Below are 12,385 nucleotides of genomic sequence, written 5' to 3'. Positions count from 1 at the left end.
GCGGGCGGGACGCCCTCCGACGAGCCCCCGCCCGCCCCCTACAGCCAGCCGGCGTCGCGCGCGATGCGCACCGCGTCCAGGCGGTTACGCGCGTGGAGTTTCGAGACGATCGACGTCAGGTAGTTGCGGACCGTGCCCGCCGACAGATGGAGCTGCTCGGCGATCTGGGTCACGTCCGCGCCGTCCGCGGCCAGCCGCAGCACCGTCGTCTCCCGGGGCGTCAGCGGCTGCTGCCCCCCGCTCTCCCATGCCGACATCGCGAGCTCCGGTGCGACCGCCAGATGTCCGGCCGCCACCCGCCGTACCCCCGCTGCCAGTTCGTGGGGCGGGGCGTCCTTCAGCAGATAGCCGCCGACCCCGGCCGCCATCGCCCGCCGCAGGGTGCCCGGCTGGTCCAGGCTCGTCAGGATCAGGGTCCGACAGGACGGCAGCCGCTCCCGAAGCTCCTCGGACGCGGCGATACCGTCCATTCCCGGCAGGTCCACGTCAATCACGGCCACGTCGGGGCGGTGCCGCTCCGCCATCGAGACGATGCAGTCACCGCGCTCGACCTGGGCCACGACCAGCAGATCGGGTTCGAGGCTCAGCAGGGCCGCAAGGGCCCCCCGCACCATGTGCATGTCCTCGGCGAGGAGTATGCGAATCATGAGTCCCCCTTCTCACCCGGTGATCATAATCAGCCCGCAGCGTCTGGCGAAGGGGTCCGACGCGGGGCTCCCGCCAAGGGAGAACGGCCACCCCGCTCCGCACCAGGTGAGGGCTCTTCTAGCGCCCGTCGAGCGGCAGTTGAGGACTTCTGCCTAACTTCCCGCCCTGTGAAGCCGAATCGCAGAGTCCTTCTGAAGGCCGCCGTCGCGGGCGGCGCCGTCGCCCTCGTCCCCGCCGGGTTCGCCATCGGCGGACCGGAGGGCGGGCAGACCGTCGCCGGCCACGCGGCTGCCGGCAGCCACAGCGGCCACGCGGCTGCCGGGGAGCACGGCGCGGCGGGTCAGCAGGCGCCCGCGGCCCTCGGCGCCCTCGCCGAGTCCGAGGTCTTCGCCCACCCGATGCCGCTGCCCCGTGTGCTGCGGCCGGTCTCGGTCACCGCGCGGGCGGACGTCTACGCGATGCGCATGCGCGAGGCGGAGACGGAGCTCGTCAAGGGCGTCAGGACCCGGGTGCGGACGTACGACGGCAGCCTCCCCGGACCGACCCTCCGTGCCTTCCGCGACCGGGAGGTGATCATCCGTCAGTACAACGACCTGCCCGTGCGGGCCGCCGTCCACCTCCACGGCGGTCACGTGCCCTCGGCCCACGACGGCCTCCCGATGGACGTGATCGAGCCGGGCGCGCACCGCGAGTACCGCTACCCCAACACCCAGCGGGCCGCCTCCCTCTGGTACCACGACCATGCCCACCACCTGGAGGCGGAGAACGTCTACCGGGGACTGCACGGCACCTACCTCCTGGGCGACACTGAGGAGTCGGCGCTCCCGCTGCCCCGGGGCCGGTACGACGTGCCGCTGGTCATCCGCGACGCCCGCGTCGAGGCGGACGGCACCCTCATCTACACGCGACCGGACCTCTGCCCCCACCTGCTGGTCAACGGCAAGGAACGGCCGTACTTCGAGGTCGCCGCCCGCAGGTACCGCTTCCGGCTCTACAACGTCTCCGTCAACCGGCACATCACCCTCCGCCTCGCCGACGGCTCCGCCTTCCAGCAGATCGCCACCGACGGCGGCCTCCTCGAAGCGCCCGTGGAGCGGACCGAGATCACCCTCGCCGGTGCCGAGCGCGCCGAGATCGTCGTCGACTTCTCCCGCTACCGGGTCGGCTCGTCCCTCGTCCTGGAGAACACCGCGGCCACCGCCACCGAACGCCCCGAGGTGCTGCGCTTCGACGTCGTCCGCAAGGCGCTCGACCTCAGCGGCGTCCCCCGCCGGCTGAGCGAACTCCCCCCGGTCCCCACCTCCGGCACCGAGCGGGCGTTCGTGCTCGACCTCGCACCCCGGCCGCAGATCAACGGACTGCAGTACGACCCCGAGCGCGTCGACGTCGAGACCGTGGTCGGCAGCACCGAGATCTGGACCATCCGCAACGGCGACGCCCCGATCCCGCCCCCGAACTTCCACATCCACCACAGCTTCCACACCCACCTCGTGCAGTTCCGGGTGCTGGACCGCAACGGCGTGCCCGTGGGCCCCGGCGAGGCGGGACTCAAGGACACCGTCGTCATCGCCCCCGGCGACACCGTACGGATCGCCATGACCTGGGGCGACTACACCGGCCAGTACGTCTACCACTGCCACCAGCTCGGGCACTCATCGGCCGGACAGATGGGCCGTATCGACGTCAGGAACGCCTGAGCCGCGCGTCGGCACGGGCCCACCCGAAAGGAGAGCCCATGCGGGTTCTGTTCACCCTCTTCCCGGGCGCCGCCCACCTGTACCCGGTCGTCCCGCTCGCCCGAGCCCTGCTCGCGGCCGGACACGAGGTACGGGTCGCGAGCCACCCCGAGCTCACCGGCGCCGTCACCGCCGCCGGTCTCGCGGCCGTCGAGATCGGCGACCGGGTCGACGTACCCGCCCTGGTCGGCGCCTGCGCGAGCGACGACCGGCTCGACCGGATCACCGGCGCCCTCGACCTCGCCCCCGACGACCCCGGAAACCGCCGCAACGTCATCCGCCACTACATGCTCGCCGGGTTCTCCCTCTACCACCCCGCCGGGCCGGCCGGTGGCCCCGCCCACGGCACGGCCACCGACGACCTCGTCGCCTTCGCCCGCGCCTGGAGGCCCGACCTCGTCCTCTGGGACCCGCTCGCCTTCGCCGCCCCGATCGCGGCCCGTGCCGCCGGCGCCGTCCACGCCCGCCTGCTCTGGGGCATCGACTACTTCGGCTGGATGCGTTCCGCCGAGAACCGCCGACGCGCCGCCGCCCTCCCCGGAGGCGACCCGGTCGCCGCCGCCATGCGCCCCGAACTGGGCCGTCACGGGCTTGAGTTCGACGAGGAGCTGCTGCTCGGCCAGTGGAGCGTCGACCTCATGCCCACCGGGATGCGGATCACCGACGAGGTCCGCTACCAGCCCGTCCGCCGCGTCCCGTACACCGGCGGCGGCGCCGTCCCCGAGTGGCTCCACGGCCCGGCCGAACGCCCCCGCGTGGTCCTCACCCTCGGCGTCAGCACCCGCAGGATGTTCGCCGAGGAGGCCGGCTTCCCCATCTCCGAACTCCTGGAGATGGTCGCGGGCCGCGACATCGAACTCGTCGCCACCCTCGACCGCGACCAGCTCGCCTCCGTCCGCAGCATCCCGGAGAACGTCCGCACCCTCGACTACGTCCCCCTGGACCAGCTGCTCCCCACCAGCTCCGCCATCGTCCACCACGGCAGCGTCGGCACCTTCGGCATCGCCGCCGCCTACCGGGTCCCGCAGCTCATCGTGCCCGTCGAGGGCGGGGACGGCGTCGTCGTCGCCCGGTACCTGGAGGACCGCGGCGCGGGCCTCTCCATGGGCACGGGCGGCTTCACCGCACCGGAGCTCTGGAAGAGCCTCGAACGCCTCCTCGGCGAGGCCTCCTTCCAGGCCGCCGCGGACGCCCTGCACGCCGACAGCCTGGCGAGCCCCAGCCCCCTGGACGCCGTGCCCGCCCTGGAGGCCCTCACCGCCCACCACCGCGCCGGGGCGCGGTGAACCGGCGATGCGCTTCACCGAACTGGCGGTCCCCGGCACCTGGCTGGCCGAACCCGACCACCTGCGCGACGACCGCGGCTCCTTCTTCGAGGCGCTGCGCACCGAGGAACTCTCCCGGGCCGTCGGGCGGCCCTTCACGGTCCACCAGATCAACTACTCCGTCTCCCGGCGCAACACCCTGCGCGGCATCCACAGCGTCACCGTCCCACCCGGACAGGCCAAGTACGTGACCTGTGTGCGCGGCGCCCTGCGGGACATCGCCGTGGACCTGCGCGTGGGATCGCCGCACTTCGGCACGTACACCGTCAACCGCCTCACCGCCGACTCCGGGGCCTGCGTCTACGTGCCGGAGGGCGTCGGACACGGCTTCCTCGCCCTCACCGACGACACCACCATCTGCTACGTGCTCTCCAGCGGCCATGTCCCCGGCACCCAGATCGACATCGACCCGCTCGACCCCGACCTCGCCCTGCCGTGGGGCTTCACCGAACCCCCGCTCATCTCACCCAAGGACGCCGCCGCGCCCGGCGCCGTCGAGGCAGCCGCCGCCGGACTGCTCGCGGAGTGGCAGCCCGCCGCCTCCTGAGCACCACCGAACCGGACCGCCGAACCGGACCCCGACTCGGACCGCCGAACCGGACCACCGACCCGGACCACCGAACCACCCCACCGCAGGAGGACCCATGCGCGTCTTGATGATCGGCACCCCCGTCTCCAGCCACCTCGCGCCGATGGTCCCGCTGGCCTGGGCGCTGCGGGCGGCCGGGCACGAGGTGCTCGTCATCGGCCAGCCGGACATCATGGGGATGGCCGCGGCCGCCGGGCTGAACGCCGTCAGCGTCGGCGAGCGCTTCGAGGTCGAGGAGGTCCTCAGGGAGAACCTCGGCGAGGACGAACGGCTCATCGACACCCACGCCGAGCCGGAACCCCAGGTGATGGAGGACTACTTCGCGCTCTGGTTCGGCCACCAGAGCGCGAGGCTGCCCGAGTACCTCGACTTCGCCCGCGCCTTCCGGCCGGACCTGCTCGTCTGCGACCTCCTGGAGTACACCGCCCCGGTGATCGGCGCCCTCCTGGACGTCCCCGTCGCCCGCCACCGCTGGAGCGTCGACTTCCTCACCGGCTTCGTCCGCCCCCAGGCCCGCGTCGCGCTCCTCGGCACCTGCCGTGCGCTCGGCCTCGACGCACTGCCCGACCCGACGATCGTCCTCGACCCCTGCCCGCCGTCGCTCCAGCTCCCGGACGCCGAGCCCGGCACCCCGATCCGGGCCGTCCCCTTCAACGGCAACGGACAGGTCCCCGGGTGGCGGCGCCGCGAATGGGGCACCGACCGGCCGCGCCGCCGGGTCGCGGTCTCGCTGGGCCTGCGCACCCTCACCCTCGGCGGGGTCCCGCACGTCCGCCGTATCCTCCAGGCGTTCGAGGGCCTCGACGACACCGAGGCGATCGCCACCGTCGAGCCCGAGTACCGCGAGGCCATCGGCCCGCTGCCGGACCACGTCCGGCTCATCGACCCCACCCCGCTCCATCTGCTCTTCGGCTCCTGCGACGCGGTCGTCCACCACGGCGGCGCCGGCACCACCATGACCTCCATCGCCCACGGCCTGCCCCAGCTGGTTCTGCCGCAGCTGGCGGACATGTTCGCCACCGGGGAACGGCTCGCCGCCCGCGGCGCCGCCGTCACCCTCGCCGAAGCGGCCCGCCAGGACGATCCCGAGGAACTGCACAAGGCCCTCGACCGCGTCCTGCGCGAGCCCGCGCACACGACCGCGGCCCGTGAGCTGCGGGCGGAGATGGAGGACATGCCCAGCCCCGCCCGCGTCGTCCAGGACCTGGAGCGACGGGTGCGGGACACGCGGCCGTGAGCCGCGTTCGAGGCCGACTCCAGCAGACCGGCGCAGGATCGTGGTCCGAGCCGGCGGAAGAGGACGCCACCCCCATGAGAGGAACTCCGATGAAGGCTCTGGTGCTGTCGGGCGGTTCCGGCACCCGGCTGCGACCGTTCAGCTACTCCATGCCGAAACAGCTCATCCCCATCATCAACAAACCGGTGCTCGAACACGTCCTGGAGAACGTCCGGGCGCTCGGCATCGTCGACGTCGGCGTCATCGTCGGCGACCGGGGACCGCAGATCGCCGCCGTCATCGGCGACGGCTCCCGGCTCGGCCTGGACATCACCTACATCCCCCAGGACGCGCCCCGCGGTCTCGCCCACACGGTGGCCATCGCCCGGGACTTCCTCGGCGACGACGACTTCCTCATGTACCTCGGCGACAACATGCTGCCCGACGGCATCGAGGAGATCGCCGCGGACTTCGCCGCCGAACGGCCCGCGGCGCAGCTCCTCGTGCACAAGGTCGCCGACCCCCGCGCGTTCGGTGTCGCCGAGATCGGCCCGGACGGCACCGTGGAACGGCTGGTGGAGAAGCCCGCCGTACCCCGCAGCGACCTCGCCCTCATCGGCGTGTACTTCTTCACCCCGGCCATCCACGAGGCCGTCGCCGCCATCGAGCCCAGCCCGCGGGGCGAGCTGGAGATCACCGACGCCGTCCAGTGGCTCGTCGAGCGGGGTGCCGCCGTCAGGGCGAGCCGCTACGAGGGCTACTGGAAGGACACCGGCCGCGTCGAGGACGTCCTCGAATGCAACCGCCGGATGCTCGACGGACTCGACGGCCGGGTCGACGGCGACGTCGACTCCGCCAGCACCCTCACCGGCGCCGTGATCGTCGAAGCGGGCGCCCGGATCGTCGGCTCCCACGTCGTCGGTCCGGCCGTCATCGGGGCCGGCACCCTCGTCGAGAACAGCCATGTCGGCCCGCACACCACCATCGGCCGGGACTGCGTCCTGAGCGACACCCGGCTCGCGTACTCCATCACGCTCGACGGGGCCACCGTCCGCGGGGTCAGCGGCCTCCACGGCTCGCTCATCGGACGCTCCGCCACCGTCGGGCCGGCCGAGGCGACCGGCCGGCACCGGCTCGTCGTCGGCGATCACACCCACGTGGAGGTGGCGGCATGAGGCTCCTGGTCACCGGCGGCGCCGGATTCATCGGTTCGCACTACGTCCGGACCCTCCTCGACGGCGGATACGAGGGGTACGAGGACGCCCACGTCACCGTGCTCGACATCCTCACCTACGCGGGCAACCGGGACAGCCTGCCCGCCGACCACCCCCGGCTCGACTTCGTCCGCGGCGACATCTGCGACCTGCCGCTCCTGACGGACCTGCTCCCCGGCCACGACGCCGTCGTCCACTTCGCGGCCGAGTCCCACGTCGACCGGTCCCTGGAGGCCGCCGCCGACTTCGTCCACACCAACGTCCTCGGCACCCAGAACCTCCTGGAGGCCTGCCTGCGCACCGGAGTCCCCCGGGTCGTCCACATCTCCACCGACGAGGTGTACGGCTCCATCACCGAAGGCTCCTGGACCGAGGACTGGCCGCTGCTGCCCAACACCCCGTACGCGGCCTCCAAGGCGGCCGCCGAGATGATCGCCCGCTCCTACTGGCGCACCCACGGCCTCGACCTCTCGGTGACCCGCTGCTCCAACAACTACGGCCCCTACCAGCACCCCGAGAAGCTCATCCCGCTCTTCGTCACCAACCTCCTCGAAGGCAGGCCCGTGCCGCTCTACGGCGACGGCCGCAACGTACGCGAATGGCTGCACGTCGACGACCACTGCCGGGCCGTCCAGCTGGTCCTCACCCGGGGCCGGGCAGGCGAGGTCTACAACATCGGCGGCGGCAACGAGCAGACCAACATCGAGATCACCGAACGGCTCCTGGACCTCTGCGACGCCGATGCCTCCCTGATCCGCTGGGTCGCCGACCGCAAGGGCCACGACCTGCGCTACTCGATCGACGAGACCAAGATCCGCGAGGAGCTGGGCTACACCCCGCGCACCCCCTTCGACCGCGGACTCGCCGAGACGGTCGCCTGGTACCGGGACCACCCCGACTGGTGGAAGGCGGCCAAGCACACCGAGGACGGCACCGGGTGAACGTCGTCCTCCTGGGAGCCGGCGGCTTCCTCGGCGCCCACCTCCACCGCGGCCTCACCGACGCGGGCCACCACGTGGTGTCCTTCGCCGGCACCCGCGCGGGCGGACTCGACCTCGCGTCGGCGGCACCCGGGCGGATCGCCGCCGCCGTCGCCGACGCCCTCGGCGCCCCCGACGGGACCGACGGCGGCGCCGTGGTCAACGCCGCGGGCCGCGCCTGGAACACCGACGAGGCGGGCATGCGCGCGGGGAACGCCGAACTCCCCGCACGGCTCGTCCGGGCGCTCGCCCTCCTCGCCCGTCCGCCCCGGCTCGTCCAGCTCGGCACGGTCCACGAGTACGGGGCCGGGACCAGCGGCACACCGACCCCGGAGACCACCCCGCCCGCCCCCGTCACCCCGTACGGACGCACCAAACTCCTCGGCACCGAGGCGGTGCTCGCCGCCGCCGGGACCGGCCGGGTCCCCGGCACGGTGCTGCGGATCGCCAACGTGGCCGGGCCCGGCGCCCCCACGGGCAGCCTGCTCGGCTCGGTGGCCGCCCGGCTGACCGCCGCCGCCCGCGCACTCGACGCGGCCCCGGACGGCGGAGCCGGCCGGACGCCGGTCGAGCTGCGCCTGCCGCCGCTCCTGGCCTGGCGCGACTTCGTGGACGTACGCGATGTCACCGACGCCGTCCTGCGGACCCTGACCGCCCCGCTCGACCGGGTCTCCGGCCGCGTGATCAACATCGGCGGCGGGGCGGCCGTCCACACCCGGGAGCTCGTCCAGCGGCTCGTCGACCTCAGCGGTCTGCCCGTCAGAACCGTCGAGGAGACCGTGCCCGGAGCGCCGGCCCGGCACGACACGGAGTGGCAGCAGCTCGACATCACCCGTGCCGCCGAGCTGCTCGACTGGCACCCCGGCCACTCCCTCGACCACGCGCTGCGGGACCTCCTCGCGGCCTCATCCGCCGGCAACGGCACGGCAGGAAGGACAACGCGATGAGCGACCACCGGGCGCTTGTGCTCGACGAGGTGCGCAAGTACCACCAGGAGCAGGAGCAGCAGGCCGACCGGGGCTTCGAGCCCGGCGTCACCGAGATCTGGCCGTCCGGAGCCGTCCTCGACGAGGAGGACCGGCTCGCGCTCGTCGAGGCCGCGCTGGAGATGCGGATCGCCGCGGGCCGCAGCTCCCGCAAGTTCGAGTCGGCCTTCGCCCGCCGGCTCGGCCGCCGCAAGGCCCACCTGACCAACTCCGGCTCCTCCGCGAACCTGCTCGCCGTCTCGGCCCTCACCTCCCCGCACCTGGAGGACCGCCGGCTGCGGCCCGGCGACGAGGTGATCACCGTCGCCGCCGGATTCCCCACGACCGTGAACCCGATCCTCCAGAACGGCCTCGTACCGGTCTTCGTCGACGTCGACCTCGGCACCTACAACACCACCGCCGACCGGGTCGCCGCCGCCATCGGACCCAAGACCCGGGCGATCATCATCGCGCACGCCCTCGGCAACCCCTTCGAGGTCGCCGAGATCACCCAACTCGCCGATGAGCACGAGCTCTTCCTCATCGAGGACAACTGCGACGCCGTCGGGTCCCGCTACGACGGCAAACTCACCGGCACCTTCGGCGACCTCACCACCGTCAGCTTCTACCCGGCCCACCACCTCACCATGGGCGAGGGCGGCTGCGTCCTCACCTCGAACCTGGCGCTCGCCCGCATCGTGGAGTCGCTGCGCGACTGGGGCCGGGACTGCTGGTGCGAGCCCGGCGAGAACGACAAGTGCCTCAAGCGCTTCCAGTACCAGATGGGCACCCTGCCGGCCGGGTACGACCACAAGTACATCTTCTCGCACGTCGGTTACAACCTGAAGGCCACGGACATCCAAGCCGCCCTCGGCCTCTCCCAGCTCACCAGGCTCGACGCCTTCATCGACGCGCGCAAGCGGAACTGGCGCCGGCTGCACGACGGACTCGCCGGCCTGCCCCACCTGCTGCTGCCCAGCGCCACCCCGCGCAGCGACCCCAGCTGGTTCGGCTTCGCCCTCACCGTCGACGTCGAAGCACCCTTCACCCGCGCCGAGTTCACGGACTTCCTCGAAGGCCGCCGCATCGGCACCCGACGGCTCTTCGCCGGCAACCTCACCCGCCACCCGGCCTACACCGACCAGCCGCACCGGGTCGTGGGCTCCCTCGTGAACAGCGACGTCATCACCGACCAGACCTTCTGGATCGGGGTCTACCCGGGGCTGACCGACGAGATGATCGACTACGTGGTGGACTCCGTCAAGGAGTTCGTGGAGGCCCGCGGATGAGCCGGGCCACCCCGACACGCCCCCCGCGCACCCTCCTCGACGGCGCCCCCCTGACCTCACGCGAGGACACGGACATCGCCGCCCGGCTGGCCCGCTCGGCCCGCGAACCGGTCAGCCGCGCCCCCGGCCCGCGCGACATCCCCGGCTGGCTCGCCGAACGCGCCGAGGCCACCGTCTTCGGGGTCGAGCGGATCCCCTTCAGCGCCCTCGACGGCTGGTCGTTCGACCCGGACACCGGCGACCTCGGACATCGCAGCGGCAGGTTCTTCACCGTCCAGGGCATGCACGTCACCCATCAGGACGGGCCGTTCCCCGAGTGGCGCCAGCCCGTCATCAGCCAGCCCGAGGTCGGCATCCTCGGCATCGTCGTCAAGGAGTTCGGCGGCGTCCTGCACTTCCTCATGCAGGCCAAGATGGAGCCCGGCAACCGCAACCTGCTCCAGCTCTCGCCCACCGTCCAGGCCACCCGCAGCAACTACACCAAGGTGCACCGCGGCGCCGACGTGAAGTACATCGACCACTTCGTCCGCCCCGGCCGCGGCCGGGTCCTCGCCGACGTGCTCCAGTCCGAACACGGCTCGTGGTTCCTGCGCAAGTCCAACCGCAACATGATCGTGGAGGCCGTCGACGACGTACCCCTCCTCGACGACTTCTGCTGGCTGACACTCGGTCAGATCGACTCCCTCCTCCACGCGTCCAACACGATCAACATGGACGCCAGGACCGTCCTGTCCTGCCTGCCGCACGCGGGCGACCCCCGCGCCCTGCACTCCGACGTCGAGCTGCTCTCCTGGTTCACCGCCGAACGCTCCCGGCACGACGTCCACACCCGGCGCATACCCCTCGCCGAGACCTCCGGCTGGCACCGCGGCGCCTACTCCATCGACCACGAGGACGGCCGCTACTTCCGGGTCGTCGCCGTCGACGTACGGGCCGGGAACCGCGAGGTGACCCGCTGGAGCCAGCCCCTCTTCGAGCCCGTCGCCACCGGCGTCACCGCCTTCCTCGTCCGCGAGGCCGGCGGCGTCCGCCACGTCCTCGCCCACGCCCGCGTCGAAGGCGGCTTCCTCGACACCGTCGAACTCGGCCCCACCGTCCAGTACACCCCCGACAACCACGCCCACCTGACCGGCGCCGACCGGCCTCCGTTCCTCGACGCGGTCCTCGCCGCCGCCCCCGAACGCATCCGTTACGAGGCGGTCCACTCCGAGGAGGGCGGCCGCTTCCTCAACGCCGAGAGCCGCTACCTCCTCGTCGACGCCGACGAGGCGACCCGCGCCGCCGACCCGCCGCCGGGCTTCCGCTGGGTCTCCGAGGGCCAGCTCACCTCCCTCGTTCGGCACGGCCACTACGTCAACGTCCAGGCCCGCACCCTGCTCGCCTGCCTGCACGCCACCCGGGAACCACGATGAGCAGGCCCCTGCGCCTCGGCCTCCTCGGCTGCGCCGACATCGCCGTCCGCCGGATGCTGCCCGCCGTCGCCGCCCACCCCGACCTGGAGATCGCGGTGATCGGCAGCCGCGACCCCGACCGCGCCAAGGCCGTCGCCGAGCGCTTCGGCGGCCGGCCCGCCGCCGGGTACGACGCCGTGCTCGCCGCCGAGGACGTCGACCTCGTCTACGCACCCGTCCCGGCCGCCCTCCACGAGACCTGGGTCGCCGCCGCCCTCGACGCGGGCAAGCACGTCCTGGCCGAGAAGCCGCTGACGCTCGACGCCGAGCACACCCGGCGGCTCCTCGACCGCGCGGCCGACCTGGGCCTCGCCCTCGTCGAGAACGTCCTCTTCGTCCACCACCCCCAGCACGCGGCGATACGGCGCCTCGTCGCCGACGGCGCCATCGGTGAACTCCGGTCCCTGCACGCCACGTTCACCGTCCCCGAACCGCCCGACGACGACATCAGGCACCGGCCGGAACTCGGCGGCGGTGCCCTGTGGGACGTCGGGGTCTACCCGCTCCGCGCCGCCCTCCACCTCCTCGGCCCCCGCCTCACCGTCACCGGCGCCGCACTCACCGCCGGAACCGGACGCCGGGTCGACACCGCGGGCGCCGCCCTGCTGCGCACCCCCGAAGGCATCACCGCCCAGCTCACCTTCGGCATGGCCCACGCCTACCGCGCCCGCTACGAACTCCACGGCGGTACGGGCCGGATCACCGTCGACCGCGCCTACACCCCACCCGCCGACCTCACCCCGCTCGTCCGGCTGCACGGCCCCGGCGGCAGCCGGGAGGTCCCCCTCGCGCCGGCCGACCAGATCGCACGCGCCCTCACCGCGCTCGTCGCCGCAGTCCGAAGCCGGTCCGCCCCCGACCCGGCCGTCCTGCGCCAGGCCGAACTCCTCGACGAACTGCGCCGGTACGCCGGTACGCCGGCCCCGACGGTCTAAGGCCCCGACGACCACCGGACGCGCTGACCACCGGACC

The 12,385-nt window shown here is 72.9% G+C and carries 11 protein-coding genes; 10 read left to right on the top strand and 1 reads right to left on the bottom strand.

Going from position 1 to position 12,385, the window contains the following annotated elements; all coding sequences use genetic code 11:
• Positions 1-38 precede the first annotated feature (38 nt).
• A complete protein-coding gene (locus ACIP84_RS06890; protein ID WP_266970885.1) occupies positions 39-647 on the bottom strand; it encodes a DNA-binding response regulator in 609 nt (202 codons plus the stop codon).
• Between the two features lie 168 nt (positions 648-815).
• Between ACIP84_RS06890 and ACIP84_RS06885 the strand changes: the two genes are divergently transcribed.
• From ACIP84_RS06885 to ACIP84_RS06840, 10 genes are all read left to right on the top strand, one after another.
• Positions 816-2,345: a multicopper oxidase family protein gene (locus ACIP84_RS06885; protein ID WP_401795361.1), complete on the top strand. Its 1,530-nt coding sequence runs from the start codon at positions 816-818 to the stop codon at positions 2,343-2,345.
• 38 nt (positions 2,346-2,383) lie between these two features.
• The gene (locus tag ACIP84_RS06880) at positions 2,384-3,670 is read left to right on the top strand and encodes a nucleotide disphospho-sugar-binding domain-containing protein (RefSeq protein WP_401795358.1); all 1,287 of its coding nucleotides are present in this window, start codon (positions 2,384-2,386) and stop codon (positions 3,668-3,670) included.
• Between the two features lie 7 nt (positions 3,671-3,677).
• On the top strand, positions 3,678-4,256 hold the full coding sequence (locus ACIP84_RS06875) for a dTDP-4-dehydrorhamnose 3,5-epimerase family protein (protein ID WP_355958822.1): 579 nt from the start codon (positions 3,678-3,680) through the stop codon (positions 4,254-4,256).
• Between the two features lie 97 nt (positions 4,257-4,353).
• Positions 4,354-5,535, top strand: coding sequence for a nucleotide disphospho-sugar-binding domain-containing protein (locus tag ACIP84_RS06870; protein WP_401795355.1), 1,182 nt, complete (start codon positions 4,354-4,356; stop codon positions 5,533-5,535).
• An 89-nt stretch (positions 5,536-5,624) separates the two neighbouring features.
• Entirely contained in the window at positions 5,625-6,689 is a 1,065-nt protein-coding gene (locus ACIP84_RS06865; RefSeq protein ID WP_401795352.1) for a glucose-1-phosphate thymidylyltransferase, read from the top strand.
• Entirely contained in the window at positions 6,686-7,669 is a 984-nt protein-coding gene (gene rfbB / locus ACIP84_RS06860; RefSeq protein ID WP_355958824.1) for a dTDP-glucose 4,6-dehydratase, read from the top strand. Before ACIP84_RS06865 ends, rfbB begins: the two co-directional genes overlap by 4 nt.
• Positions 7,666-8,655 (top strand): NAD(P)-dependent oxidoreductase, encoded by a 990-nt coding sequence (locus tag ACIP84_RS06855; RefSeq protein ID WP_355958825.1) that lies wholly within the window; start codon positions 7,666-7,668, stop codon positions 8,653-8,655. Before rfbB ends, ACIP84_RS06855 begins: the two co-directional genes overlap by 4 nt.
• A complete protein-coding gene (rfbH, locus tag ACIP84_RS06850; protein WP_355958826.1) occupies positions 8,652-9,962 on the top strand; it encodes a lipopolysaccharide biosynthesis protein RfbH in 1,311 nt (436 codons plus the stop codon). Before ACIP84_RS06855 ends, rfbH begins: the two co-directional genes overlap by 4 nt.
• The gene (locus ACIP84_RS06845; protein WP_401795347.1) at positions 9,959-11,374 is read left to right on the top strand and encodes an NDP-hexose 2,3-dehydratase family protein; all 1,416 of its coding nucleotides are present in this window, start codon (positions 9,959-9,961) and stop codon (positions 11,372-11,374) included. Before rfbH ends, ACIP84_RS06845 begins: the two co-directional genes overlap by 4 nt.
• Entirely contained in the window at positions 11,371-12,348 is a 978-nt protein-coding gene (locus tag ACIP84_RS06840) for a Gfo/Idh/MocA family protein (protein ID WP_401795345.1), read from the top strand. Before ACIP84_RS06845 ends, ACIP84_RS06840 begins: the two co-directional genes overlap by 4 nt.
• Positions 12,349-12,385 lie beyond the last annotated feature (37 nt).

This window comes from Streptomyces sp. NPDC088707, from assembly GCF_044752725.1.
Lineage (GTDB): Bacteria > Actinomycetota > Actinomycetes > Streptomycetales > Streptomycetaceae > Streptomyces.
Note: the sequence above shows the minus strand (reverse complement) of the source record. Positions and strands in the feature narration are given on the sequence as shown.

Coding starts and splice junctions, on each gene's coding strand:
- ACIP84_RS06865 (WP_401795352.1), top strand. CDS start 5,625: ATGAAGGCTCTGGTGCTGTCGGGCGGTTCCGGCACCCGGCTGCGACCG.
- ACIP84_RS06875 (WP_355958822.1), top strand. CDS start 3,678: ATGCGCTTCACCGAACTGGCGGTCCCCGGCACCTGGCTGGCCGAACCC.
- ACIP84_RS06845 (WP_401795347.1), top strand. CDS start 9,959: ATGAGCCGGGCCACCCCGACACGCCCCCCGCGCACCCTCCTCGACGGC.
- rfbH (WP_355958826.1), top strand. CDS start 8,652: ATGAGCGACCACCGGGCGCTTGTGCTCGACGAGGTGCGCAAGTACCAC.
- ACIP84_RS06870 (WP_401795355.1), top strand. CDS start 4,354: ATGCGCGTCTTGATGATCGGCACCCCCGTCTCCAGCCACCTCGCGCCG.
- ACIP84_RS06890 (WP_266970885.1), bottom strand. CDS start 647: ATGATTCGCATACTCCTCGCCGAGGACATGCACATGGTGCGGGGGGCC.
- ACIP84_RS06880 (WP_401795358.1), top strand. CDS start 2,384: ATGCGGGTTCTGTTCACCCTCTTCCCGGGCGCCGCCCACCTGTACCCG.
- rfbB (WP_355958824.1), top strand. CDS start 6,686: ATGAGGCTCCTGGTCACCGGCGGCGCCGGATTCATCGGTTCGCACTAC.
- ACIP84_RS06840 (WP_401795345.1), top strand. CDS start 11,371: ATGAGCAGGCCCCTGCGCCTCGGCCTCCTCGGCTGCGCCGACATCGCC.